We start from the raw sequence: 26,048 nt of genomic DNA, 5'->3' as shown, positions 1-26,048 counted from the left end.
ATAGTATGACAAATGAACAATCAATTGTAAAGGTTGAGCGGTTAACGAAACGAATCGGTTCAAAGACACTTGTAGAAAATATTAGTTTCGAAGTTAAAAAGGGTGAAGTAGTTGGCTTGCTCGGACCAAATGGTGCTGGAAAAACGACTTTAATGAGAATGATGGTCGGCATGATTCGTATGACAGAGGGTGAAGTTTGGATTGACGGTCAATCTGTAAAACAGCAATTTGAAAGTACTGCTGAGAAAATTGGAGCAGTAATTGAGACACCGGAATTTTATCCTTTTTTGAGCGGCTATGAAAATTTAACATATTTCGGACGAATGAATGGTAACGTGACGGAAGAACGTATCGATGAAGTAGTGAAATTGTTAGGGATGGGACAAGTAATTGACCGAAAAGTAAAAGCATATTCACTCGGCATGAGACAACGTTTAGGAATTGCTCAAGCGCTTATTCACGATCCAGATGTATTAATATTAGATGAACCAACGAATGGATTAGATCCTAGTGGAATACATGAAATGAGAATGTACATAAAGAAAATTGCACATGAACAAGGAAAAGCGGTACTTGTATCTAGTCACTTACTTTCAGAAGTTGAATTAATGTGTGATAGAGTTATCATTATTCAGCATGGAGAATATGTGGCGACGCAAAATATTCAGCATAATCAAAGCGAAGAGATGGAGACAATCCGTATACGTGTAGATGATGCAAATAAAGCAGCAGAAATGTTAGACCAAGATGTTTTAATAAAAGGTAATGATCTACTTATTCATGTAAAAGATGAAGAAATCCCAAATGTTATTCGTATATTGCTTGAGAAAAATATTCAAGTGTATCGTGTATATGAAGAAAGAAAAACGTTAGAAGAGCAATTTTTAGAATTAACAGGGGGAAAAGATATTGTTTAATCTAGTGTATAACGAACTGTATAAAATATTTAAGCGAAAGCGAACGATTATTCCCTTTGCAGTTATTGCAGTATTAATAATTGGATTAGGATGGGTCACGGTAAAGTATTTAGAACCGGAAACAAAAGGATGGAAAGCCGATTATACAGAACGAACTGTAGAAATAGAGAAAAAGCTAGGTATGAAAAAAGAATCTATATTAGCAGAACGATCTGGGGACGAGCTTGTAAAGGAATATCAGCTTAAGATGAAGCATTTAGATACAGATACAGCACCGGCAAGCAGTTCTCCGCTTTCTTTCATGAGAGATACAGGTTTTATCGTATTTCCAATATTGCTCCCATTTATCCTCGTGTATGCAAGTACAATTTTTGCGAATGAATATAGCTGGGGAACATATAAATTTTTAACGATACGACCAGCGAGTCGATTTAAAATTTTGACAGCTAAATTTTTAGCAATTGTGATATTTGCAGCGTTATTGTTTATATTTAATATGATTTTCTCCACTTTATGTGGACTTGTTATTTATAAATTCCAACAGCCTGCATGGAGCGAGCTTATTTTCCAAGATGGAAATATTATAAAACAAAATATTTTTGTGGAAGCTAGTAAGTATTATATTTTATCGTGGTTGCCGACCATTGTGTACGCAGCGTTTGCATTTATGATTTCTGTATTAACAAGATCTAGTGGGGGCGCGATTGGTATTTCACTATTTCTTGCTTTATCAGGAAATATTGCATTACTAGCAGCAACTAGATATGATTGGGCGAAATATTTATTGCCAGAAAATACAGATTTATACAGTATTTCAAAGAATGGAAGTTTTATTGATGGAGTAACATTCCCGTTTGCTTCATGTATGTTATTACTATATTTATTTGTATTTTTAAGCATTTCCTATATAGTATTTTTAAAACGTGATTTAACTTAAAAAAGGAGCCGTTAAGTATTTCTTAACGGCTCTTTTTTATGCAAAGTGTTTAAGTGCTTTTTCAGCTAACAAAGCGAAGTATTCTGCACTTATAGGTAATGCTTGCTCATCTACTGTAAAAGCTGGATGATGCCATTCATGTGTACCAATCGTTCCCATAAAAACGAATGAGCCAGGTATTTCTTGTTGATAAAAAGAAAAATCTTCTCCGGCCATTGACGGGGTAGGAGAGATGATATTTAAATTCATTTTTTCAGCAACTTGAGAGGATAAGTTTGTTAAAGATGTATCGTTATGAACAGCAGGAGGACCTGCATAAAAACGAAATTCTGTTTTTACACCTAATGCATCAGAAACCCCTTGAATAATACGTTTCATTAGTGCAGGAATCTTTTCACGTGTTTCAGTTTGGAATGTACGTACAGTTCCTTCCAGCGTTGCTTTTTCAGGAATTACGTTCCACGTACTTCCTGAATGGATGCTTGTGACACTGACGACGGCATTATGTGAAGAGCTTATATTTCGGCTTACAATTGTTTGGAGTGCCATCACGATTTGAGAGGAGGCGACAATAGGGTCTACCCCAGCATCTGGTACAGCTGCATGTGTACCAACTCCGTGAATTTCAATTTCAAATCGATCGACCCCGGCCATCAGTGGACCATCTTTAATACCGATTGTACCTACTGGTAAATCAGGTTTATTATGCATACCGAAAATAGCTTGCACGCCATGTAAATGCCCGGCTTCAATTACTTTGCAAGCACCATTGCTACTTTCTTCAGCTGGCTGGAATATAAAGCGTACAGTTCCACCAAGAGAAGATTCTTTTTCTTTTAATAAATAAGCGGCACCTATAATAGCAGCTGTATGAAAATCATGCCCACAAGCATGCATTTTACCGGGAATTTTTGAAGCATACGGTAAATTTGTTTCTTCTTGAATAGGAAGGGCATCAATATCAGCACGGAGTGCTATAATTGGTCCGCTATTATTCCCTGAAATTTCAGCAATAACGCCTGTTTCTAAACTAGAATTTATAATCGTAATGTTTTTCTTTTCTAACCAATTTTTTATAGTCTTCGTCGTTTCAAATTCTTCGTATGATAATTCTGGATGCTCATGTAAATTTCGACGAATAGAAATTAGCATCTCAGTTAATTGCTCTAGATTTGCTGCCACGTATAATGCCTTCTTTCTTAATTAATGTATTTACATTAATTATACAATAAGAAAAGAGAGGATTCTCAAATGAAAATCCTCTCTTGTTTTATGCTGCCAATTTTTTGTGTGTATGATGTTTACGATAACGTCCACGCATTGCATAGGCAATTTGCGGGATTGCAATACCGATTAAAATAAGTGATACACCGATCCATTGTGAAGATAGCACCGCTTCTTTTAAAACGAATACAGACATAATTGTTGTAACTGGTAGTTCTGCTGCACCAAGAATAGTCGCTAAGCCAGAACCGATCTTTGGAATACCGATTGTAAAGGCGATAGAAGGAATAACGATACTAAATGTTCCTAATCCTAAACCGTATTTCCAAAGTCCTTCAGAAATTGCACCGCTAAAAATAAAGGTTGGCGGGAATACGATCATTACTAAAGTTAAAGCGCCAGTCATTAAGAGAACACCGCGCGGTAATGAAGGCACTTCAACAGCAACTTTTCCGCTCACGAAAATGTATGTTGCGAATGTAACAGCAGATAATAAACCTAGTATGATTCCAGTCATATCGAAATCACCTGCTGATTTCTCTAGTAAACCACTTGATAAAAATGTACCTGCAAGTAAGAAAATAACGGAAATAACCTTTTCTCTTGAAGGTAATGTTTTTGTTGCGACTGCTTCAATAATAATTCCGACCCAAACGAATTGGAATAAAAGTATAATTGCAATAGATGCCGGTACAGTTTTTAATGAAGCATAATAAAAAATTCCAGTAAAACTTGCAGATGTACCTGCAACGAATAAAATTAACGCTTGTTTTAATGGAACACGATGTCTAGAAAATAGAAGTGTAATAGCAAGCAAAATAATCCAACCGAACAAATATTGGCTGCCAATTACCTCTCCAAGTGAAAACCCTTCTGCATAGGCAAGTTTAACGAAAATAGCTAAAATCCCATAACTACACGCTCCTAATAAAACTAAAAGAGAATAACGAAGCATGAAAAATTCCTCCCATCTATATGAAATTGTTCCTAACGGACATATATAACTAGAGGGAAGTATACAAAATTAAAAATAAAGGGTCAAATAAAAGAAAAGTGTGACATTTTATAGAATAATAATAAAAGTATGATATTTATGCATAATCTTGAAATTAGTAATAATAAAAGTATTGTAAAATCAGCTTCTTATTGTATAAAGACAGCATTTGAAAAAAATATTTTTTAGGGAGATAGAAGGGGAGTCCATTATAGTGTGCTAATCATTTGAGAAACTATGTTACCTTTGTTATGTTAATAACAATTAGAGAAGTTTCGTAGTCCAATTGAGATTGTTCTATATAATAGAAGGAAATGAAAACGTTTTATTAGAAACTGTTTGTAAGGGTAGTTTTTCTTATTATCACGTTGTTAAAGTGAGTTCACGAATTGTTCATAGTATTTTTATGTGTTTTTGCTACAATATGTAAGGAGAGGAGTGGAATTATGCAAGATATTAGTATTTTTTTAGCGTTTGGCGCTGGATTTCTATCATTTATTTCCCCATGTTGCTTACCGCTTTATCCGGCATTTTTATCGTACATAACAGGTATGTCGGTTTCTGAGTTGAAAGAAGAAAATGCAATGCTTCGCAAAAGAAGTATGATACATACAGCGTTTTTCTTACTTGGATTTTCAATTATATTTATTGCAATTGGGTTTGGTACAAGTTTTATTGGAGGCATCTTTACAAATTATAAAGATTTAATTAGACAGTTAGGTGGTATATTTATCATCGTGTTCGGTCTTATTATTGTCGGTGTGTTTAAGCCAAAGTTTTTAATGCAAGACCGTAAATTTACGTTTAAAAATCGTCCGAGTGGCTATTTTGGATCCGTTCTAATTGGGTTGGCCTTTGCTGCAGGGTGGACACCTTGTACTGGACCTATTTTAGTGTCTGTCATTGGATTAGCAGCAACAAATCCAGAATCAGCAATGATTTATATGATAGCATACATACTTGGATTTGCTATCCCATTTTTCGTGCTATCATTCTTTATTACGAAAATGTCTTGGATTAAAAGAAATAGTATGAAATTCATGAAAATTGGAGGATACGTTATGGTTGTCATGGGTATCTTCCTATATTTTAACTGGATGACGAGAATTATCGTATATTTCTCAAGTTTATTTGGTGGTTTTACCGGTTTTTAGTATTATTCCGTGAAAATGTTGGAAATACTAACGGAAAAGCATATAATGAAAGTATATTTTGCATATAGCCACAAAAAAGGATGAGAAAATATGAACATAGTTGTTTTATCCAGTATCGTTGCTGTTTGTATGGCTGTTGGTGCGATGTTTATTCGTTTAAAAGCAGCTAAGAAACCTGCAACATTGAAAAAAATTATACTTCCACCATTTTTCATGAGCACGGGAGCGTTGATGTTTGTTTTTCCTGAATTTCGATTAACTCCAGCAGAAATGTTAGAAGCAATTGGAGTCGGTTTGTTTTTCTCTATTTTCCTTATTAAAACATCTAAATTTGAAATTAGAGGACAAGAGATTTATTTGAAGCGTTCAAAAGCCTTTGTTTTTATATTAATTGGATTACTTGTCGTGCGGATTGTATTTAAAACATACTTAAGCCAATCTCTTGATTTAGGACAACTTAGTGGCATGTTCTTCTTACTGGCGTTCGCGATGATTGTTTCATGGAGAATTGCCATGTACCGTTCCTTTACGAAATTACAGAAGGAAATGGAAAAAGAAGATGGTTTTTATAATGAAAAAGATATGAAACTAACGTGAAGTATATATCTGTACAGAAAAAACAGCGTCAAAGACGCTGTTTTTTTATTGATATTATTAATAATTTTTTCTTCCAATTGCAACTTATAAATTGTTTAGTCTTGCGGTTAACTTGTTTGAAAAATGAAGATTATTTTGCTAATAAATTTTTATAATTTGAATAATCAATCTCTTTTTCTTGCAGTTTTTTTACTAAAAATTTATGATCACGCTTCGGTGTAGCAATAATATATCCTTTAATAATTAAATCTTGTGTAATTTGAGAGGCCTTTTCTTGTAATGCCAGTTCTCCGATTTTGCCAGCAATTTTTGATTTAGCAACATCGCGAAATAGTTCTGGAACAGGACTTACGAGCTCTTCTAACAATTGTTTTTGTTCTTCATCCCATAAATGTCTAGTTTTATTAATATAGTGCTCTTCCCAATCTAAAATGGACATACCATCTTCTTTCGGTAATCGTTTTAGGAATTTTCTGAACATAAAGTATCCACCGATAGACATAAGTCCTAATAAAATAACAGTCCATAGCACTATGAACCAACTGAACCACCCTTCGAGCAAGCTTATCCCCCCTTAATGATTGCGGTTTTCTTTTATTCATATTATAAACAGTGAGATTCATAGAAAGCAAGAACGCTTGGTCATTTTGACCAAGCGTTATCATTTAAACAAAGTATAGTTGTTCAACACATAAATTATTATTATCATCTTCTACATATTCAATGATTAATGTGCCAACTTTACGATCTTTATCTTCAGTTGTGAAAATAGAGTAAGAAGTAAAACGTACTGTTGATAGGCCGCTTATATGTGTAGGTAAAGAAATGTAGTCGTTATCGCGGAAGAATTCCATCAGTTCAATATCTTCAAATTCTTTTCGATCAACTTGTTTGTTTGTATAGCGGCGTTGAAGTTGTTTTAAAGACTCATTCCAAGAAATTGCTTTTGTATCGTATACCATTGTTCTATCTCCTTACTGTATGTAATCATTAAGAACATACGTTCTAAACTAGTATACTCTTTTTATTAGAAAAGGGAAAGCAAAAAATAATGTAAGCTTGGATTTCCAAGCTTACATTATTGATGCGTCCGTCATAATCTCTATTTTTATTATAAGTTAGATAAGAATAAGAAACAAGATGATATATATTCTGTTGATAGTTTTTAAAATTCTGTATATTTTAGATATACTAAAATGCAAGGGAATGAGAGGAATGGCATATGTAATTTCACTCCAAGGATTGATGGCAAGTGGAAAGACAACATTGGCTAAAAGGTTAGAGAGATGTGGGCTTTCAGTTATATATGAAAATCCATATCCAATTGTAGAAAAGCGAAAACAATTAAATTTAGATATGAATTCAAAAGAAGGGTTTATTATAAATCAAAAAATGTTTATAGAAGCTAAAATAAAAGAGTTTAAAAATGCAAAAGATTTAGTCATTATTTTCGATCGCGGACCAGAAGATATTGAATTTTATACACTCTTTTATCCAACGATTATAGGGGAAAAGTGGGATATAGAAATTGAATTGAAAGATGAATTATATAAATTAAGAGAATGCCGTTCGGATGCTATTGTTTATTTAGATGGATCGGAAAGTAATTTATACAATAGAAAAAATAATGATAGGACAAGAAATCGAAGTACATTTGAGGAGCAATTTAAATTAGTAGAAATTGAAAAAGATTGGTATAAACAATTTCCTGTAACTTATGTGGACACGAATAGATTAACAGCGGAAGAGTTAGAGGTATATTTTATGGATTGGTTAAAGGAGAGAGGGTTATGAAAAAAATACTACTATTCGTATATCCAACATTTGCGGAGTTTGAAATAACAGTAGCAACAGCATTGCTGAAAAATAAATATGAAATCATTACAGCGGGCTTAACGAACGAATTGATTATTAGTGAAACAGGTTTGCAAGTGCAACCACATATAGAATTAAGGGAAGTACGTGTAGAACAATATGAGGGGATTATTATTCCAGGCGGAGATGCAATACATATGAAGGATGCAGAAGGACTCTTTTTAGTCATTCGTCAATTTCACGAACAAGAAAAATTAGTAGCTGCTATTTGTGCTGGACCGTATGCGCTAGCAAAAGCAGGCTTATTCAAAGAAATCTCGTATACAGTAACTATGGATTATAAAAAATTAGATTGTTTTCCAGTAGAAAATTTTGTGTATGAAGAAGTTGTGCAACATTCAAATATTATTACAGCACAGGGGCATGCATTTGTACCATTTGGAATAGCGATTGCCTCTTATTTTGGAGTAGCAAACGAACATAATATAAATTTTTACGGTGGTAAAGGGAATGTGATGATGGAGAAGCTTTTGCCTGAGAATGTATAAAAGCTAGCTAATGCTAGCTTTTTTCTTTTTGACATCGATAAATGGCTAACGTTTTCGGATCGCGCCATATACCGTTATGAAGTGACAATTCATTTTCTACTTCTTCTATTAGCCATTCCTTCATTTCCTCGTGAAGAAGTGTATTATCAGGTATATTTAGCGACGGAAACATGCTAGAAATATAGTTTACAATCGGAGTAGCATGATGAAAAATGAGAGCATTATGAATAACTGTTACTTCAACAATTGGAAAGATAGACTGTAATATCTCTTTACCATTTTCTAAACAAAATGGAGTGACTGATGATGTTGTTTTTGGCAAATCAAATGCGTCTAACATGCGGTTACACATTTCAACTATACGAGGTAATGTAACGTTAGAATTTGTTGTAGCTAAAAGTGAGCCACCAGGACGAATTACTTTATGGAATCCTTGGATTGTTTTTTCGACATCTTTCATGTGATATAACATATGTCTTGCGATGACCCAGTCATAGCGATTAGCTTCAAAAGGAAGTTTACCAGCATCCCCTAGTCTCCATTCAATTATGTTATTTTTTATTGCAGCTTCAGAAAGCATCGTTTTCGATTGATCAAAACCGGTTAGTTGGCCTTTATGACCGTTAGTTTGTAAAAGGGAAAGAAAATTTCCATTAGCACACCCAACCTCTAATATTTTTTCTTCTCCTTGAAGTTGTAAATGTTCCATGACGAGTTCATCTAAATTTACTTGTTTTTCTTCGTAACGTTTATGCGTATCGATACGTGTTTGTAAATGGTTGCTTACGTTATATTGGCGTTTTACATCATTCATTTTTTCACATTCCACCTTCGTGCAAAATTGCTGAATCGCATGTGTTAATACGTCGGTTTTCTTTAAACCTTCGTAATGGAGTGCAGATTCAAACCTTTCAAGTAATTTTTCTTCAATTCGAAAATGAATATCTTTTCGCTTCGTCATTGAAATATCGCCCCTTTGCATCTGTTAGTGAGACTATAGCACGCCTGGAAAATTTGTGTAAATAATTTGTGTACACAAATGGAGGAGGTGAAAAAATTGTTTGAATGTGAGTTTAAACTATTGACGATTTAACCGTTTTCATATATTCTTAAATTAAGAAATATTCAAATAATTAAAAGAAATGAGAGAGTCACATGCTTCTTCAAGGAACACATCGAATTGGTCGTATGGCCATGTTGTTGGCACTTGCGGATGAGAATGAAAGCCCTGTATTATCTATTCCAAAAGGTTGGAAGTATTGTACGGGGAAAGTGGGTTCGATGAATTCGCAAAAAGTTGTAGCAGCAATGGAAACAGCGGCTAAGAGCACCCAAGTTATTGAAACAGATGTTTACAGAGAAACACATGCACTTTATCATGCAATTATGGAAGCTTTGTACGGAGTGACGAGAGGTCAAATTCAGTTAGCAGACGTTCTTCGTACAGTAGGACTTCGCTTTGCGATTGTGCGCGGTAGACCATACGACGGAAAAAAAGAAGGCGAATGGGTTGCTGTTGCATTATATGGAACGATTGGTGCACCTGTAAAAGGATCTGAGCATGAGGCGATTGGTTTAGGAATTAATCACATATGATTTGCCCATAGTCTATTAGTTAGAAGGGGGCCTTACTTTTTTAGGACAGAAGTATGTCTTAAAAAGATAAGGTCCCCTTTTGCCTTTTTAAGGAGGAAAAAGAATGATTACGTTAACAGGACACACATTGACAATTGAAGAAATGAAGAGGTTGTTACTTGAAGGGGAAGGTGTAACAGCTTGTCCAAATAGTATGCAAAAGGTGGCGGAGTGCCGCGAAGTTGTTGAGAAAATTGTAGAGGACGGAAAAGTCGTTTACGGTATTACAACTGGATTTGGAAAGTTCAGTGATGTGCTTATTCAAAAAGATGATGTAAAGGCACTTCAACACAATTTAATTCAGTCACATGCATGCGGTATAGGTGATCCATTCCCTGAAGAAGTATCACGCGGTATGTTAATTTTACGAGCGAACACGATGCTAAAAGGAGTATCTGGTGTTAGACCACTTGTTGTAAATATGCTTCTTGAGTTTGTAAATCGTAAAATTCACCCAGTCGTTCCGCAACAAGGTTCACTTGGTGCGAGTGGCGATTTAGCACCTTTATCTCATCTTGCGCTTGTATTATTAGGCGAAGGTGAAGTGTTCTATAAGGGGAAACGCGTTCATGCGATGGTTGCTCTTACAGAAGAAGGTCTTGAGCCGATTGAACTTGAAGCGAAAGAAGGGCTTGCATTAATTAATGGTACGCAGGCGATGACAGCGCAAGGAGTTCTTTCTTATATAGAAGCAGAAGCGATGGCGTATCAAGCTGAATTTATTGCTTCGATGACAATTGAAGGATTACAAGGCATTATTGATGCATTTGATGAAAATGTTCATAAAGCGCGTGGTTATAAAGAGCAAGTGGAAGTAGCGAGCAGAATTCGTGACATCCTTCATGATAGTAAATTAACAACAAAACAAGGGGAACTACGTGTACAGGATGCATATTCACTTCGTTGTATCCCGCAAGTACACGGTGCTTCTTGGCAAGTTTTAAATTATGTGAAAGAAAAATTAGAAATTGAAATGAATGCAGCAACGGACAATCCACTAATCTTTGATGGTGGGGAAAAAGTAATTTCGGGTGGTAATTTCCATGGTCAACCGATTGCGTTTGCGATGGACTTCTTAAAAGTAGGAATGGCGGAACTTGCAAATATTTCAGAGCGTCGTATCGAGCGTTTAGTAAATCCGCAATTAAATGATTTACCTCCATTTTTAAGTCCAGAACCAGGACTTCAGTCTGGTGCAATGATTATGCAATATGCTGCAGCGTCACTTGTTTCTGAAAATAAAACGTTAGCACATCCAGCGAGTGTTGATTCAATCCCGTCATCAGCTAACCAAGAGGATCACGTAAGTATGGGAACAATCGCTTCACGCCATGCACATCAAATTATTCAAAATGTAAGACGTGTTCTTTCAATTGAGATGATTTGTGCGATGCAAGCAGCAGAATATCGCGGTATTGAAAACATGAGTACAGTGACGAAGAGCTTCTACCATCAAGGCCGTCAACAAGTACCTTCTATTACAAATGATCGCATATTCTCAACGGATATTGAAAATATTGCATATTGGCTAAAAACGAATTATTCGATAAAAGAAAGATTAGATGTAAACGCAGCACTATAAAATGAGAAAAGGGAGAGATTGAAATGGAAAAAGTTAAACAAACAATTCGCGCGCCAAGAGGTACTGAATTACAAACGAAAGGGTGGGTTCAAGAAGCTGCACTTCGTATGTTAATGAACAATTTAGATCCTGAAGTTGCTGAAAAACCAGAAGAATTAGTTGTATATGGCGGAATTGGCCGTGCAGCTCGTAACTGGGAAAGCTATCAGGCGATTGTAGATTCATTAAAAACGTTAGAAAGCGATGAAACATTACTTGTTCAATCAGGAAAACCAGTTGCAATCTTTAAATCGCATGAAGATGCACCTCGCGTTCTTTTAGCGAACTCAAACTTAGTACCGAAGTGGGCGAACTGGGATCACTTCCGTGAACTAGAGAAAAAAGGTCTTATGATGTACGGACAAATGACAGCAGGGAGCTGGATTTATATTGGAACACAAGGTATTTTACAAGGAACATATGAAACGTTTGGCGAAGCGGCACGTCAACATTTCGATGGTTCATTAAAAGGTACATTAACACTTACTGCTGGCTTAGGTGGTATGGGTGGTGCACAACCTCTTGCTGTAACGATGAACGGCGGTGTTGTCATTGCTATTGATGTTGATAAGCGCAGCATCGATCGTCGTATTGAAAAGAGATACTGTGATATGTATACAGAATCATTAGAAGAAGCATTAACGATTGCGAACGAGTATAAAGAGAAGAAAGAACCGATTTCAATCGGATTGTTAGGAAATGCAGCGGAGATTTTACCAGAACTAGTGAAGCGTAATATCACGCCAGATTTAGTTACAGATCAAACATCTGCTCATGATCCATTAAACGGTTACATTCCAGTAGGTTACACATTAGAAGAAGCAGCGAAACTTCGTGAAGAAGATCCAGAACGTTACGTACAATTATCAAAAGAAAGCATGACAAAACATGTAGAAGCAATGCTTGCTATGCAAGAAAAAGGCGCAATTACATTTGATTATGGAAATAATATTCGCCAAGTTGCTTTCGATGAAGGTTTGAAAAATGCATTCGATTTCCCAGGATTCGTTCCAGCATTTATCCGTCCATTATTCTGCGAAGGTAAAGGACCATTCCGCTGGGTAGCACTTTCTGGTGATCCAGAAGATATTTATAAAACAGACGAAGTAATATTACGTGAGTTTGCGGATAATGAGCATTTATGTAACTGGATTCGTATGGCTCGTCAGCAAGTTGAGTTCCAAGGTCTTCCATCTCGTATTTGTTGGTTAGGTTACGGTGAGCGCGCGAAATTTGGTCGCATTATTAATGAAATGGTGGCAAATGGTGAATTATCAGCACCAATTGTTATCGGTCGTGACCATTTAGATTGCGGATCAGTAGCATCTCCAAACCGTGAAACAGAAGCGATGAAAGACGGTAGTGATGCAGTAGCCGATTGGCCAATTTTAAATGCATTAATTAACAGTGTAAACGGTGCGAGCTGGGTGTCTGTTCACCACGGTGGTGGCGTTGGTATGGGTTATTCACTTCATGCTGGAATGGTTATCGTTGCAGATGGAACAGAAGCAGCAGCAAAACGTATTGAGCGCGTATTAACTTCTGATCCTGGTATGGGTGTTGTTCGTCACGTTGATGCAGGATATGACTTAGCTGTGGAAACTGCGAAAGAAAAAGGCGTTAACATTCCGATGATGAAATAAGGAGGAGAAAACATGCTGGACACTTTACTAATAAATATCGGTCAATTACTAACAATGGATCAAGAAGATGGCTTGTTAAGACGGGAAGCGATGAACACGCTTCCTGTTATCGAAAACGGTGCGGTTGGAATTGAAAATGGCGTAATTACTTTCGTTGGAACAGCGGAAGAAGCGAAAGGATTACAAGCGAAAGAAGTTATTGATTGCGGAGGGAAAATGGTTTCTCCTGGTCTTGTTGATCCGCATACTCATCTTGTATTTGGTGGATCTCGTGAAAATGAAATCGCACTAAAATTACAAGGAGTTCCGTACTTAGAAATTTTAGAACAAGGCGGAGGTATTCTGTCAACTGTAAATGCAACGAAACAGGCGTCGAGAGAAGAACTTGTTCAAAAAGCGAAATTCCATTTAGACCGTATGTTATCTTTCGGAGTTACAACTGTAGAAGCGAAGAGTGGTTATGGATTAGATGATGAGACGGAATGGAAACAATTAGAGGCAACTGCGCAATTACAAAAAGAGCATCCAATCGATTTAGTTTCCACATTTTTAGGTGCTCATGCAGTTCCGAAAGAGTATAAAGGTAGATCGAAAGAATTTTTACAATGGATGTTAGACCTACTACCAGAAATGAAAGAGAAGCAATTAGCTGAATTCGTTGATATTTTCTGCGAAACAGGTGTGTTCTCTGTCGAAGAATCAAAAGAGTTTTTATTAAAAGCGAAAGAGCTTGGCTTTGATGTAAAAATTCATGCAGATGAAATCGACCCTCTTGGTGGTGCGGAAGCGGCGGCTGAAATTGGTGCAGCATCAGCGGACCATTTAGTTGGCGCTTCTGATAAAGGAATTGAAATGCTTGCAAACTCTAATACAGTAGCCACTTTATTACCAGGAACAACTTTCTATTTAAATAAAGAAAGCTTTGCTCGTGGACGTAAAATGATTGATGAAGGTGTTGCAGTTGCTTTAGCTACAGACTTTAACCCAGGTAGTTGTCCAACTGAGAACATTCAGCTTATTATGAGTATCGCGATGCTCAAGCTGAAAATGACACCAGAAGAAGTTTGGAATGCAGTAACAGTTAACTCATCTTACGCAATTAATCGTGGTGATGTAGCTGGGAAAATTAGAGTTGGTCGTAAGGCAGATTTAGTTTTATGGGATGCTTACAATTATGCTTACGTACCGTATCATTACGGCGTAAGTCATGTAAATACAGTATGGAAGAATGGTAATATCGCATATACAAGAGGTGAACAATCGTGGAGCACGGCCACTATTTAAAGAAGAATGCAAAGTTTATTGATCGTGAAGTGACGAAATGGAGTGAGATGATTAAAGATTGGGAGGAAGGCGTGGAAATATTCGGTGCTGCCTTAATTGGAGCACCCCTTTCTAAACCATCTATTAGTCATTCAGGAGCAAGCTTTGCTCCAAAAACAATTCGTGCGATGTTAGATGCATATAGCACGTACGCAATTACAGAAGAACATGATATGAAAGAAAGTGTCTTATATGATTGTGGTGATATCACGATGCATGTAACGGATATAAAAGAAAGTCATAACCGAATTGCGAAAACAGTTGGTCATGTAACGAAAGTAAATCCGAATATGATACCAATCGTTCTTGGCGGGGATCACTCAATTAGTTTTCCGAGTATAACAGGATTTGTAAATAGTAAAGGGAAGATCGGTATTATTCAATTTGATGCCCATCATGATTTACGTAATTTAGATGATGGTGGTCCATCAAATGGGACACCGTTCCGTAGTTTACTAGAAAATGGTGTCATTACAGGAAAACAACTCGTTCAAATCGGGATTCGTAATTTTTCAAATGCACGTGCGTACCATGAATATGCAAAAGAACATGGCGTGACAGTGTATACAATGAAAGATGTACGAGAGCGACAAATCAAAGATATTATCACGGAAAGTATTGAAGTATTAAGAAAGCAAGGCGTGGATTCTATTTACATTTCTCTTGATATGGATGTGCTAGATCAAGCATTTGCACCAGGTTGTCCAGCAATTGGTCCTGGCGGTATGGATAGTATGACTTTACTTGATGCGATTGAATTTCTTGGTAAAGAACCGCTCGTTCAAGGGATGGATATAGTAGAAATTGATCCGACCCTTGATTTCAGAGATATGACGAGTCGAGTAGCTGCGCAAGTGATTATGAGTTTTCTTTTAGCGAGAGAGACAGTCCGTAAGCAGGTTAGTATATAGACGTGAAATTAATAGGGAATGTTTAACGATTCCTTATAAAAAACACATTACTACTTATATGTAGTAATGTGTTTTTATGTAAAAAGAGAAGGTAAAATTAGAATGTATATATGTGTGGAAAAAGTAAATAAGATTGCGGGTTATTAGTGATATTTTACGAATTTATTTTCTTAGTTCGAAAGGATTGACATGAAAAATAATTTTATGATAAAATAAAAATTTTGCTAAAAAAGTGATTGTGTGTTAAGATTGAGAAGGTTACCATATATGGAGGTGGATTATTTGTTTCAAATTGGCGATAACATTGTTTATCCAATGCACGGAGCAGGTATAATTAAAGCCGTAGAAGAGAAGGAAATCGCAGGAGAAAAACAACAGTATTATGTTATAAAAATGTCGGGTAGTAATATGGAAGTAATGATTCCGGCAGGGAGAATATTGAGCTCAAATATACGACCAGTCACGGATATAACGGCAATAGCACACATATTGGATATTTTTCAACATGGAGAATCTGATAGATTACTTACGTGGAAACAAAGGTATAAATTAAACACTGATAAAATAAAGACGGGTAAAATACAAGAAGGTGCTGAAGTTGTACGTGATTTATTACGTATGCAGAAAGAAAAAGCACTTAATGCAAGCGAAAAGAAAATGTTAGATAACGCACACGAATTTTTGATTAGTGAACTGGGATTAATTAAAGGTATCACAGAAAATCAAATAAAAAGCTTTTGTTAAGATTCATTACAAATAATGTATTAGATCCCAAAAAAGGTTTTGAATTTTTTGGGAACATAATTATAGAAAATTAATCATTTCAAAGACATTCAACTCTTTCAAACCACTTTTAGAGCATTAACCTCTTTTGTTGTTACTACAATCAAATCCATTTTTATTTTTTAATTCTTTACGAATGTTCGAAGTTTAATTAAACACTTTGATAGAATAGTTACTTGATTTTTGCAATCCTGATTCACACTGGCACGGACGAGGAGCCGTAAGGATGAAAGAGAGGTAGGGCTTTCATTGTTTTAGGTTTATAAGTTATTATTTTTAGAAGAATACTGAACCACTCTCACTTCTACTACTAAGTAATTTTTTATATGTGAAGAGATAATAATTGTTTATATTCTTTATATTAAAGAGATAAATGAATTTTTAGCCATATACGGTCAACTAAAAAGGAGTGTCATATAGTCGATAATTCGACTATGTGACAGCTCCTTTTTTCATGGGGATTAGGAACGGATGAATAGAAAAAACAATGTGTTAGATATGCAATTATTATCGTAATGCTTGTTGTTTGCATATTGGAAACGAATTTGTTCCCTATCTTCTTTAGAGCAATGACAGAGATGGAGACTAGGCGATGTGGACTAAGAAATCGATCACGAAAGGATATAAATGGTGAGACGGTTGTGCGTATATGGAAAAAAACCGTGCTTTTGCACGGCTTTTTTTATGTTAGTTATGAAGAGAAAGCAAACAAATGTTACTCCATTACGATAATCGGCTCAATCGAAATGAATGATTGAAGCCTCGTTACTGTAAGTTTGAATATAGTACAGTGGAAATCGTTTTTTTAGTAAATAGTTTGAAAAACAATTACCAATATATTCTATAGTAATAAAACTAGAAGAAATGAAAACATCCACTTAACAAGTATTTTCCTCATCCACTTACTGAACATAAAAATAGACAGTAGAGTCTTGAATACCAGAACCCTTAAAGTTAAAAAACAGTTAGTTTTATTATGCGAATATTTCTACATAAGAGCGTATAAATTGACGTTACTATCTAAAAGTAAGTATGATGCGATTATAGTAAGAATTTTTTAGGGGGAAGAAAAATGACAAGTTCAAATAATAAAGCAGCAAGTATTTATGAAGGAACAAATATAAATGATTGGGGTTCTTTTGAAAATATTGAAGAAACGAAGTTATTTGACTCGATTCAAATTGGATCTTGGTCTCTTCGTAATCGCATAGCAATGGCACCGATGACGAGATGTTTCGCGAATCATGAAACAGGAATCGTTGGTACTGATGTAGTCGAGTACTATAGAAAACGTGCAGCTGATGGAGTTGGCTTAATTATTACAGAGGGAATCGTCATTAGCCCAAGAGCAAAAGGAAATCCAGGAGTACCGGGGATTTATACACAAGAACAAATCGATTCGTGGAAGCCTGTTACAGAGGCAGTACATAAAGAAGGTGGAACGATTATTGCTCAAATATGGCATGTTGGCCGTATGAGTCATCACGAGATAATTGGTGGGCAAATGCCGCAAGCACCCTCTGCTATCGCTGCAGAGGGAAATGTTCCGCGTTTTCGTAAACCGTTCGACACGCCAGAAGCAATGACGTTAGCAGAAATACAAGAGGTGATTGGTCAATACGCACAAGCTGCGAAAAACGCGATCGAAGCTGGATTTGATGGAGTAGAAATACATGGTGCACACGGATATTTAATCGATCAATTTACTTATGAGTTCGCAAATAAGCGTACTGATAAATACGGCGGAGATTTAAAGCAAAGGCTAACGTTTATGAAAGAAGTAACGGAGGCTGTAATAGAAGCTGTTGGAGCTGATAAAACACTTCTTCGCTTTTCTGCTTTCAAAGGTGATAATCCAACTTATATGTGGGAAAACCCTGAGCTTGCAATTGAAATGTTTGTAAATATGTTCAACGAAGTTGGATTAACGATGATTCACCCTTCAACGATGAATTATACGGCAGTTATTGCTGACGGAAAGAATTTTCATCAATTAGTAAGAAAATATTGGGAGGGTACGATTGTAGGAGTAGGGAATTTAAATCCGAAAGAGGCGGAAGAAGCGTTGCAAGAAGGAACGATTGATGTAGCGGCATTTGGAAGACCTTTAATTGCTAATCCAGATTTTGTTCATCGAATTCAAAATGCTGAAAGTTTAGTTGAATATGATGCGAAAGAGCATCTTGCTACATTAATTTGAATAAAGATAAAAGGAGAACACTTGATGTGTTCTCCTTTTATTATGGATTTTCATAGGAGGAAGCGGGATGAGTGAAACGCTACTCGTTATTATTAGTATATTGCTCTTATTGATGTTACTATTAATCATTTTTTTTATTATTACATTTTTTATTAAAAAACGGACGCATCATTCTATATTAAAGCTGCATCCATACTTAGGAAGGATGCGTTATTTACTTGAAAAGATAGGACCGGAATTTAGGCAATATTGGCTTGATCATGATACGGATGGAAAGCCCTTTTCACGTTATGATTTTCAAAGTGTAATGTTTCTAGCGAAATACCGTTCAGAAATACTCGGTTTTGGATCGAAACGAGATTTTGATGCATCTGGATATTATATCGCTAATACATTATTTCCGAAATTAACAGATGAATTAAGTGTGAATGTAACGCAAGAACGTGAAGGGAAAAAGTATGTGATTCATAAAGAAGGGTTATTTTCACGAAGAGAAAAATTGACAGCGGATACAACGAATCTTTGGTTATATGAAGAAGACGATGCAATTATCGTCGGTGAAAACCGCAAATATCCGTGGAAGCTACATGGCATGTTTGGGGCATCTGCGACTTCTTACGGTGCGATTGGCGAAAATTATATTTTAGCGAGCGGGTTTGGTGCGAAGATGGCTGGCGGATCGTGGATTAATACTGGCGAAGGTGGCGTTATTCCAGAACATTTACATACAGGTGCGAATATCGTTGCGCAAATTGGTCCAGGATTATTTGGATATCGTGATGAGGATGGTAATTTTTCAATGGAGAAATTTATGGAGAAAGCAAAAGAAAGCAATATTAAAGCATTCGAATTGAAATTTGGGCAAGGTGCGAAAATACGTGGTGGCCATCTAGAAGGACAAAAAGTAAATGAGAAAATTGCTTCTGTTCGGAATGTGCGAGAAGGAGAAACGATTAATTCACCGAATCGATTTCCATTTTTAAAGAATGCAGCAGATACACTTTATTTTATTCAACGTTTGCAAGAAAACGGCGGTAAACCAGTCGGTATGAAAATTGTAATTGGACAGCAGGAACCGTTGGAAGATTTATTCAAAACGATGAAAGAGTTAAACATCTATCCAGATTTCATTACAATTGATGGTTCAGAAGGTGGATCAGGTGCTACGTATAAATCAATGGCAGATAGTATGGGAATACCGCTTATTCCAGCATTACTTACATTTATCGATACAGCAAATCATTATGGTGTCCGTAACAAGTTTAAAGTATTTGCATCGGGTAAATTAATCACACCAGATAAAGTGGCAATTGCTTTAGCGATTGGGGCGGATGCTGTAAATTCAGCACGCGGATTTATGATGGCAAGTGGCTGTATAATGGCACTTCAATGTAATTCGGGGCAATGTCCGTCTGGTGTGGCGACGACGAATCCTCATTATCAAAAAGCGTTAGATCCGTATGAGAAGAAATGGCGCATAATGAATTACGTTGTTAGCATGAGATATAGTTTGTTCTCACTTGCGGCAGCAGCGGGAGTAAAGAGTCCGCGCCATTTAACGCGAGAGCATATTGTGTTTAAAGATGAGGTGGGGCGGGTAGTTCCTCTTTCGGAATTGTTTCCTATAGTAAATCAAACCTAAAAGTATATTTAATATGTAAGATTTTTCAGAGGAATAATCATATCGTTTGGAAAAATTAGGAGTATAATAGGGGAGTATTTTTAAAAATGACTATTTTTAGGGAGAGATTCACTTGCAGCAAGGTTCGTACAGTATTACAATTTTTTTACTCGTCATAGGGCTCGTTATATTTAGGCGCATGCGTTCTATGAATCGACCAATTAAAAATAAAGGAAGACGACTACTATTGCCATTATTCTTTTTATTACCAGGTTTTTCTTTATATGCTGCACCGATACAACTTGCTGTTTGGCAAATTGGTATAGCTGCTGGGATTGGACTGTTATTATCAATTCCACTTATTATTTTAAGTGGATATGAAATCAGAGAAGATGGTCATATTTATGCAAAAAAAAGTATCGCTTTTATTGCTACATTTTTAGTTATCGTTCTTTTACGTGCTTATTTTAGAAGACATTTGCAAGGTTTAGATCCAAAGTCAATCGGCATTCTTTTTTACACTCTTGCAGTTTGTTATATAGTACCTTGGCGCATTGGTTGCTATATGAAATTTCGTAAAGTATATGTAGAGAAAGAGAAAATTGCAATGCCAATAAGTTAAAAGTCATACATTCGTATGGCTCTTTTCTTTTGAAATTTGTCTAATAAGTGAATGAAAATAAGGTGTGAAAAAATGGTATTTTATTTTTTGAATATTTTTACTTTAATTTATTTTAAAACCGGGGTAATCCACTGGGATAAAGGCGTTTATAAAGGTTTTCACATGTAGTGAAAAGGTCTTATTCACTTGAAAGAACAAAAAATATTTGTTAAGGTAGGGAACCATAAGCGAAAACAAGAAAATAGAAAAAGTCATTTTTCGAAATTTTGAATGGCTTATGTAACTAAGGGAGAGATTTGGTGAAGATTGAGATTATGGTTTCGCTTGCTATTTATATGGCAGGCATGTTGTATATCGGTTATTGGTCTTATAAGAAGACATCCGATTTATCAGATTATATGTTAGGCGGAAGGGGACTCGGTCCAGCAGTTACAGCTTTATCAGCTGGTGCTTCTGACATGAGTGGTTGGATGCTAATGGGATTACCTGGTGCGATGTATGCAACAGGATTATCTAGTGTATGGATTGCGATAGGGTTATTAATAGGTGCTTATGCAAACTATTTAATTCTTGCTCCGCGTTTGCGAACGTATACAGAAGTGGCAAATGATTCAATTACGATTCCAGATTTTTTAGAAAATCGGTTTAAAGATCGTACGAAAATACTTCGTTTTGTCTCCGCTATCGTCATTTTAGTATTTTTCACATTTTATGCGTCAGCTGGTTTAGTTTCAGGTGGACGTTTGTTTGAAAATTCTTTCAACCTTGATTATAAAATTGGTTTGTTTGTAACTGTCGGTGTCGTTGTTGCTTATACACTATTCGGTGGCTTTTTAGCAGTAAGTTGGACCGATTTTGTGCAAGGTTGTATTATGTTTATTGCCCTTGTATTAGTGCCAATTATTGCTTTTACAGATGTGGGCGGTGTAACAGAAACATTTAATACGATTAAGCAAGTTGATGCATCGCATTTAGATATGTTTAAAGGGACTACAATTCTTGGGATTATTTCATTTTTAGCATGGGGTCTTGGGTATTTTGGTCAACCACATATTATTGTCCGCTTTATGGCAATTACCTCTATTAAAGATTTAAAAACTTCTCGTAGAATCGGTATCGGTTGGATGACGATTTCAATTATAGGTGCAATGCTTACTGGTCTAATTGGTATTGCTTATTACGCTAAAAATAATGCGACATTGCAAGACCCGGAAATGGTCTTTGTAACATTCTCAAATATTTTATTCCACCCATACATTACTGGGTTTTTATTATCAGCTATTTTGGCTTCGATTATGAGTAGTATTTCCTCGCAATTACTTGTTATTTCAAGTGCAGTAACGGAAGATTTCTACAAAACATTTTTCCGTCGGGACGCAAGTGATAAAGAACTTGTATTTATCGGTAGACTGTCAGTATTAGTAGTAGCTATGATTGCAGTTGTTTTAGCATATCATCCAAGTGATACAATTTTAACACTTGTCGGTTACGCTTGGGCAGGATTTGGTTCAGCATTCGGACCCGCTATTTTATTAAGTTTATATTGGAAGAGAACAAACAAATGGGGCGTTCTTGCTGGGATGATTGTAGGTGCAGTAGTAGTAATTACTTGGGTACAAATTCCAAGTCTAAAAGCGACAATGTATGAAATGGTACCTGGATTCTTCTGTAGCTTATTAGCTGTCATTGTTGTAAGTTTATTAACGAAAGAACCAGTTAAAGCAATTCATCGTGAATTTAATGAGATGGAAGCAGTGCTGGAAGAGGAAATGAAATAATTAGCGAAGAGAGTAAATGCTAACTAGCATTTACTCTCTTTTGATTTAAATTGAAAATAAGTACTTGTTGACAACTAAAAGTAAGTAACTTATAATAAATGTTAAGTTTAAGATAATTTATGTGCCGAATAAAGATTTCAGATGGAGCAAATATTTTTTTTGGAAATTATCTCGAATTCGAGATGAATTCAGTGATGTAGAAGATAATGCGTAATTTCACGGATTATATCTCGAAGTAAAGATAAAATCATAACGATGGATTTTACTTTGCAATATGGACAAAATGAATAATGAATTTTAATGTATAAAAGTTTTTAAAATGAAATAAAAAGGGGCGGAGAAAATGAAAAAGAAAACAATGGGAATTCATCATATTACAGCAATCGTAGGACACCCGCAAGAAAATGTAGATTTTTATGCTGGTGTGTTAGGTTTACGTTTAGTGAAACAAACAGTGAATTTTGATGATCCAGGCACGTACCATCTTTATTTTGGTAATGAAGGAGGAAAGCCTGGAACAATTATTACGTTTTTCCCATGGGCAGGTGCTCGTCAAGGAATTATTGGTGACGGTCAAGTAGGCATTACGTCTTATGTCGTACCAAAGGGTGCAATGGAGTTTTGGGAAAATAGATTAGAAAAATTTGATATTTCGTATACAAAAATGACTCGATTTGGAGAGCAGTATTTAGAATTTGATGATCCGCATGGTTTGCATATAGAATTAGTAGAAAGAGAAGAAGGCGAATTAAATAATTGGACTTTTGGAGAAGTTACGCCAAAAGTAGCAATTAAAGGATTTGGCGGTGCTGTTCTATTATCTGCACAACCTCAAAAAACGGCTGAATTGTTAGAGCATGTTATGGGTCTTGAGAAAATTGGAGAAGAAGGTGAATTCGTTCGATTCCGTTCTTCTGCGGATATTGGGAATATTATCGACTTGAGGCTATCGACAATCGGGCGTGGCCAAATGGGTGTTGGTACAGTCCACCATATTGCTTGGAGAGCGACTAACGATGATGATCAACTAGACTGGAAAGAGCATGTGTCTCGTTTTGGATATCATGTAACTCCTGTACAAGATCGAAATTATTTTAACGCAATTTATTTTAGAGAACACGGGGAAATTTTATTTGAAATTGCAACAGACCCTCCTGGTTTCGCTCATGACGAATCGTTAGAGACGATGGGTGAGGAATTAAAGTTACCGGAGCAATATGAACCACATAGAAAACAAATTGAACAAAGACTTTTACCATTTGAAGTGAGAAATTTAGACGAAAAGTGATTGAAAGGGGAAAAGGATTATGATGAAACATATTTTTCAAAAAGGAAAAGATACGTCAAAACCAGTGTTGTTATTACTTCATGGTACAGGTGGTAATGAATTAGATTTATTACCACTTGCAGAAATAATTGATCCGGAAGCATCTGTATTAAGTGTTAGGGGAAATGTATTAGAAAATGGCATGCCACGTTTCTTCCGTAGATTGGCAGAAGGCATTTTTGATGAAGAGGATTTAAATTTCCGTACGAAGGAATTAAATGAATTTTTAGATGAAGCTGCAAAAACATATGAATTTGATAGAAATAATATTGTAGCTATCGGTTATTCAAATGGAGCAAACATTGCTGCAAGCTTATTATTCCATTATGAAAATGCATTAAAAGGTGCTGTCCTTCATCACCCAATGGTACCTAGAAGAGAAACACAATTGCCTAATTTAGCAGGGAAATTAGTATTTATCGCTGCTGGGACAAATGACCCGATTTGTTCATCAGCGGAGTCAGAGGAATTGAAGGTACTATTAGAGAATGCAAACGCTACTGTTACAATGCATTGGGAAAATAGAGGACATCAATTAACGATGGGTGAAGTAGAAAAAGCAAAAGAATGGTATGTCAATACAGTATTATAAAAGTAAAAAAAGAAGCATTTGCTAACAATTAGCAGATGCTTCTTTTTTTACGACTGAATTGCAAGATGAGACGAAGAAAGTGGTAGCTGAATATCAACGATCGTACCTTTATTTAATTCGCTTGAAATGTGTAATTTACCATGATGTTCTTCAATTATTTTGTAACACATCATTAATCCTAGTCCTGTTCCTTTTTCTTTTAAACTATAAAATGGCTCGCCTAAACGAGAGATACGATCTTCTGGGATACCGCAACCTTCATCGATAATACGTATTAAGATGAAGGTATTCTCTAATGGCTTTGTTTGGATGAAAATATTTCCGCCATTTGGCATCGCTTCGATTGCATTTTTTAATATATTTATAAAAACTTGTTTTAATTGGTTGCCGTCACATTGAATGTCATATACGTAATCAAAATGATCCATAATGATGTGAACACTATGCATAATAGCAGTTGGTAAAATAAATGTTACTACCTCTTCAATTAAAGCTTGTATGTTACAAGTTTGGATAGATAACACTTGTGGTTTAGACATCGCCATAAATTGACTTGTGATAGATTCCATCTGTGAAATCTCACTTAACATAACATCGATATACCATTTCTGCTCCTCATTTATTTCAGGGAGTAGCAATGTTAGAAAACCTTTTAGAGAAGTGAGTGGATTTCGAATTTCATGGGCAATTCCAGCTGTCAGTTGTCCGACTACTGCGAGCTTTTCTGATTTTCGTAATAACTTTTCCGTTTCTTTTAGCTCGGTAACATCTCTTCCCATTACGATAAGACCTTTACGGGAGCCGTCAGAATGATAAAGTGGAACTTTCGATATACTTAAGATTAGATCGAAATCATCTCTATGAATAATAAATTCCTCGCCATGAAGAATTTGTCTTTGTTGCCATGCTAGTTCGTCGACTTCTTCACAATGTAAAAAAGCCTCTCGGTACGCTTCGTTATATTGAATGAGTTCACTATCTTTTTTCCCGTGGTAAGGTACATGATGGAAATTGAAACAAGAAAGTGCGTAGTCATTTGCCTCAAGCCAGCGCCCCTCATGATCCTTAAATATAACAAACGCAGGCATGGAGTTCACTAATGTACGTAACCTCTTCTCACTTTCTTTTAGCATATTCTCAATTCTTTCTGATTTTTCAAGAGGCTTCATAATGGCATATACGCCAGTTAGACGATTTTGGACAAAAATAGGAACTAGTTTTGTCACGACGTCTAATAAGAATCCATTTTTATGATAAATTGATAAGATGTACTCTTGTTGATTATCCGCTCCAGTATTCTTTATATTTTGTAATACTTGCTCAGAAATATGAGCTTCTAAAATAGAGGTAATATTTTTCTGTTCTAATTCTAAAGAATTGTAACCTAATATTCTTTCGGTAGAAGGATTAATATGTAGAATAACTCCCTCTAAATTTAATGAAATAATACTATCAGGATTGTGTTTGAACAGAGATGCGTACATTTCTGTTAATGAACGATCTTGTATATGGTTTTGCAAACGTCTAGAAATGTTCGGATGACGTTTTCTTTGAGTTGATGAATATTTTTTACGACTCATAATAGTTCCTCCGTACAAATAGCATCTAAAAAAATTTGTCTATCCATAACTATAATATAGATGTAATGTGTATTTCTATAAAAAATGGAAGTTATATAATAAATTTTGTTTTCTTTATTTTGGAAAAGTGAGTGTAAGGTGTTAATAAGGGGATCTTATATTGCTTTATAAATCTTTTGTAAGTTACAGGAGTAGGTTTTTCTTATAACATTAGGATAGAGGAGGG

At 35.7% G+C, this 26,048-nt stretch carries 25 protein-coding genes; 19 read left to right on the top strand and 6 right to left on the bottom strand.

The annotated features are described in order from the left end of the window. The first annotated feature begins 5 nt into the window (after nt 1–5). Nucleotides 6–917: an ABC transporter ATP-binding protein gene (locus QCI41_RS08545; RefSeq protein WP_353837638.1), complete on the top strand. Its 912-nt coding sequence runs from the start codon at nt 6–8 to the stop codon at nt 915–917. Further along, nucleotides 910–1,854, top strand: coding sequence for an ABC transporter permease (locus QCI41_RS08540; protein WP_353837639.1), 945 nt, complete (start codon nt 910–912; stop codon nt 1,852–1,854). Before QCI41_RS08545 ends, QCI41_RS08540 begins: the two co-directional genes overlap by 8 nt. A 36-nt stretch (nt 1,855–1,890) precedes the next feature. On the opposite strand, the gene QCI41_RS08535 is transcribed toward QCI41_RS08540, so the two are convergent. Both QCI41_RS08535 and QCI41_RS08530 read right to left on the bottom strand, forming a co-directional pair. Continuing rightward, nucleotides 1,891–3,036, bottom strand: coding sequence for a M20 peptidase aminoacylase family protein (locus tag QCI41_RS08535; RefSeq protein WP_353837640.1), 1,146 nt, complete (start codon nt 3,034–3,036; stop codon nt 1,891–1,893). A gap of 88 nt (nt 3,037–3,124) precedes the next feature. Further along, nucleotides 3,125–4,033 (bottom strand): EamA family transporter, encoded by a 909-nt coding sequence (locus QCI41_RS08530; protein WP_046954537.1) that lies wholly within the window; start codon nt 4,031–4,033, stop codon nt 3,125–3,127. A gap of 325 nt (nt 4,034–4,358) precedes the next feature. Here QCI41_RS08530 and QCI41_RS08525 point away from each other — a divergent pair, with 325 nt between their 5' ends. The 3 genes from QCI41_RS08525 to QCI41_RS08515 all read left to right on the top strand — a co-directional run bounded on the left by QCI41_RS08525 (nt 4,359) and on the right by QCI41_RS08515 (nt 5,823). Continuing rightward, nucleotides 4,359–4,502, top strand: coding sequence for a peptidase T (locus tag QCI41_RS08525; protein ID WP_087944407.1), 144 nt, complete (start codon nt 4,359–4,361; stop codon nt 4,500–4,502). Between the two features lie 16 nt (nt 4,503–4,518). Then, nucleotides 4,519–5,226 carry a cytochrome c-type biogenesis protein CcdA gene (ccdA, locus tag QCI41_RS08520; RefSeq protein ID WP_353837641.1) on the top strand — a complete coding sequence of 236 codons (708 nt, stop codon included), beginning with the start codon at nt 4,519–4,521 and terminating at the stop codon, nt 5,224–5,226. Between the two features lie 90 nt (nt 5,227–5,316). After that, entirely contained in the window at nt 5,317–5,823 is a 507-nt protein-coding gene (locus QCI41_RS08515; protein WP_001028637.1) for a CcdC family protein, read from the top strand. Between the two features lie 130 nt (nt 5,824–5,953). On the opposite strand, the gene QCI41_RS08510 is transcribed toward QCI41_RS08515, so the two are convergent. Both QCI41_RS08510 and QCI41_RS08505 read right to left on the bottom strand, forming a co-directional pair. After that, nucleotides 5,954–6,385 (bottom strand): DUF2621 domain-containing protein, encoded by a 432-nt coding sequence (locus tag QCI41_RS08510; protein ID WP_353837642.1) that lies wholly within the window; start codon nt 6,383–6,385, stop codon nt 5,954–5,956. A gap of 103 nt (nt 6,386–6,488) precedes the next feature. Then, nucleotides 6,489–6,785, bottom strand: coding sequence for a hypothetical protein (locus QCI41_RS08505; protein ID WP_000262405.1), 297 nt, complete (start codon nt 6,783–6,785; stop codon nt 6,489–6,491). 253 nt (nt 6,786–7,038) lie between these two features. Between QCI41_RS08505 and QCI41_RS08500 the strand changes: the two genes are divergently transcribed. Together QCI41_RS08500 and QCI41_RS08495 are read left to right on the top strand one after the other, a co-directional pair. Further along, nucleotides 7,039–7,617 (top strand): AAA family ATPase, encoded by a 579-nt coding sequence (locus tag QCI41_RS08500; RefSeq protein ID WP_353837643.1) that lies wholly within the window; start codon nt 7,039–7,041, stop codon nt 7,615–7,617. Next, nucleotides 7,614–8,186, top strand: coding sequence for a DJ-1/PfpI family protein (locus QCI41_RS08495; RefSeq protein WP_087982071.1), 573 nt, complete (start codon nt 7,614–7,616; stop codon nt 8,184–8,186). The genes QCI41_RS08500 and QCI41_RS08495 overlap by 4 nt, the downstream gene beginning before the upstream one ends. Nucleotides 8,187–8,199: 13 nt before the next feature. On the opposite strand, the gene QCI41_RS08490 is transcribed toward QCI41_RS08495, so the two are convergent. Next, on the bottom strand, nt 8,200–9,147 hold the full coding sequence (locus QCI41_RS08490) for a class I SAM-dependent methyltransferase (RefSeq protein WP_353837644.1): 948 nt from the start codon (nt 9,145–9,147) through the stop codon (nt 8,200–8,202). 194 nt (nt 9,148–9,341) lie between these two features. Here QCI41_RS08490 and hutP point away from each other — a divergent pair, with 194 nt between their 5' ends. The 12 genes from hutP to QCI41_RS08430 all read left to right on the top strand — a co-directional run bounded on the left by hutP (nt 9,342) and on the right by QCI41_RS08430 (nt 24,242). Beyond that, nucleotides 9,342–9,782 (top strand): histidine utilization transcription antiterminator HutP, encoded by a 441-nt coding sequence (gene hutP, locus QCI41_RS08485; protein ID WP_000926520.1) that lies wholly within the window; start codon nt 9,342–9,344, stop codon nt 9,780–9,782. Between the two features lie 103 nt (nt 9,783–9,885). After that, complete coding sequence (hutH, locus tag QCI41_RS08480; RefSeq protein WP_087982075.1) at nt 9,886–11,403, top strand: histidine ammonia-lyase; 1,518 nt, start codon at nt 9,886–9,888, stop codon at nt 11,401–11,403. A gap of 23 nt (nt 11,404–11,426) precedes the next feature. Beyond that, a complete protein-coding gene (gene hutU / locus QCI41_RS08475; RefSeq protein WP_353837645.1) occupies nt 11,427–13,085 on the top strand; it encodes a urocanate hydratase in 1,659 nt (552 codons plus the stop codon). Nucleotides 13,086–13,097: 12 nt separating this feature from the next. Next, nucleotides 13,098–14,369 (top strand): imidazolonepropionase, encoded by a 1,272-nt coding sequence (hutI, locus tag QCI41_RS08470; protein ID WP_000887534.1) that lies wholly within the window; start codon nt 13,098–13,100, stop codon nt 14,367–14,369. After that, nucleotides 14,348–15,319, top strand: coding sequence for a formimidoylglutamase (gene hutG / locus QCI41_RS08465; protein ID WP_353837646.1), 972 nt, complete (start codon nt 14,348–14,350; stop codon nt 15,317–15,319). The genes hutI and hutG overlap by 22 nt, the downstream gene beginning before the upstream one ends. 282 nt (nt 15,320–15,601) lie before the next feature. Beyond that, nucleotides 15,602–16,063: a CarD family transcriptional regulator gene (locus tag QCI41_RS08460; RefSeq protein ID WP_353838852.1), complete on the top strand. Its 462-nt coding sequence runs from the start codon at nt 15,602–15,604 to the stop codon at nt 16,061–16,063. Between the two features lie 1,111 nt (nt 16,064–17,174). Further along, entirely contained in the window at nt 17,175–18,302 is a 1,128-nt protein-coding gene (locus tag QCI41_RS08455; protein WP_088122893.1) for an alkene reductase, read from the top strand. Nucleotides 18,303–18,369: 67 nt separating this feature from the next. Continuing rightward, nucleotides 18,370–19,944 (top strand): glutamate synthase-related protein, encoded by a 1,575-nt coding sequence (locus QCI41_RS08450; RefSeq protein ID WP_353837647.1) that lies wholly within the window; start codon nt 18,370–18,372, stop codon nt 19,942–19,944. 112 nt (nt 19,945–20,056) lie between these two features. After that, nucleotides 20,057–20,545 (top strand): cytochrome c biogenesis protein CcdC, encoded by a 489-nt coding sequence (locus QCI41_RS08445; RefSeq protein ID WP_046954549.1) that lies wholly within the window; start codon nt 20,057–20,059, stop codon nt 20,543–20,545. A gap of 299 nt (nt 20,546–20,844) precedes the next feature. Then, nucleotides 20,845–22,323 (top strand): sodium/proline symporter PutP, encoded by a 1,479-nt coding sequence (gene putP / locus QCI41_RS08440; RefSeq protein ID WP_116892269.1) that lies wholly within the window; start codon nt 20,845–20,847, stop codon nt 22,321–22,323. A gap of 343 nt (nt 22,324–22,666) precedes the next feature. After that, a complete protein-coding gene (locus tag QCI41_RS08435) occupies nt 22,667–23,611 on the top strand; it encodes a ring-cleaving dioxygenase (RefSeq protein WP_353837648.1) in 945 nt (314 codons plus the stop codon). 19 nt (nt 23,612–23,630) lie between these two features. Then, nucleotides 23,631–24,242, top strand: coding sequence for an alpha/beta hydrolase (locus tag QCI41_RS08430; RefSeq protein WP_353837649.1), 612 nt, complete (start codon nt 23,631–23,633; stop codon nt 24,240–24,242). A gap of 47 nt (nt 24,243–24,289) precedes the next feature. Here QCI41_RS08430 and QCI41_RS08425 read toward each other — a convergent pair whose 3' ends face one another. Beyond that, nucleotides 24,290–25,822: a BA3702 family sensor histidine kinase gene (locus QCI41_RS08425; protein WP_353837650.1), complete on the bottom strand. Its 1,533-nt coding sequence runs from the start codon at nt 25,820–25,822 to the stop codon at nt 24,290–24,292. Nucleotides 25,823–26,048: the final 226 nt, after the last annotated feature.

This window comes from Bacillus cereus group sp. MG4 (genome assembly GCF_040460055.1).
Taxonomy (GTDB): Bacteria; Bacillota; Bacilli; order Bacillales; family Bacillaceae_G; genus Bacillus_A; species Bacillus_A wiedmannii.
Note: the sequence above shows the minus strand (reverse complement) of the source record. Positions and strands in the feature narration are given on the sequence as shown.

Coding starts and splice junctions, on each gene's coding strand:
- QCI41_RS08455 (WP_088122893.1), top strand. CDS start 17,175: ATGACAAGTTCAAATAATAAAGCAGCAAGTATTTATGAAGGAACAAAT.
- QCI41_RS08430 (WP_353837649.1), top strand. CDS start 23,631: ATGATGAAACATATTTTTCAAAAAGGAAAAGATACGTCAAAACCAGTG.
- QCI41_RS08425 (WP_353837650.1), bottom strand. CDS start 25,822: ATGAGTCGTAAAAAATATTCATCAACTCAAAGAAAACGTCATCCGAAC.
- QCI41_RS08450 (WP_353837647.1), top strand. CDS start 18,370: ATGAGTGAAACGCTACTCGTTATTATTAGTATATTGCTCTTATTGATG.
- ccdA (WP_353837641.1), top strand. CDS start 4,519: ATGCAAGATATTAGTATTTTTTTAGCGTTTGGCGCTGGATTTCTATCA.
- QCI41_RS08505 (WP_000262405.1), bottom strand. CDS start 6,785: ATGGTATACGATACAAAAGCAATTTCTTGGAATGAGTCTTTAAAACAA.
- hutU (WP_353837645.1), top strand. CDS start 11,427: ATGGAAAAAGTTAAACAAACAATTCGCGCGCCAAGAGGTACTGAATTA.
- QCI41_RS08495 (WP_087982071.1), top strand. CDS start 7,614: ATGAAAAAAATACTACTATTCGTATATCCAACATTTGCGGAGTTTGAA.
- QCI41_RS08515 (WP_001028637.1), top strand. CDS start 5,317: ATGAACATAGTTGTTTTATCCAGTATCGTTGCTGTTTGTATGGCTGTT.
- QCI41_RS08500 (WP_353837643.1), top strand. CDS start 7,039: ATGGCATATGTAATTTCACTCCAAGGATTGATGGCAAGTGGAAAGACA.
- QCI41_RS08530 (WP_046954537.1), bottom strand. CDS start 4,033: ATGCTTCGTTATTCTCTTTTAGTTTTATTAGGAGCGTGTAGTTATGGG.
- QCI41_RS08490 (WP_353837644.1), bottom strand. CDS start 9,147: ATGACGAAGCGAAAAGATATTCATTTTCGAATTGAAGAAAAATTACTT.
- QCI41_RS08435 (WP_353837648.1), top strand. CDS start 22,667: ATGAAAAAGAAAACAATGGGAATTCATCATATTACAGCAATCGTAGGA.
- hutP (WP_000926520.1), top strand. CDS start 9,342: ATGCTTCTTCAAGGAACACATCGAATTGGTCGTATGGCCATGTTGTTG.
- hutH (WP_087982075.1), top strand. CDS start 9,886: ATGATTACGTTAACAGGACACACATTGACAATTGAAGAAATGAAGAGG.
- hutI (WP_000887534.1), top strand. CDS start 13,098: ATGCTGGACACTTTACTAATAAATATCGGTCAATTACTAACAATGGAT.
- QCI41_RS08545 (WP_353837638.1), top strand. CDS start 6: ATGACAAATGAACAATCAATTGTAAAGGTTGAGCGGTTAACGAAACGA.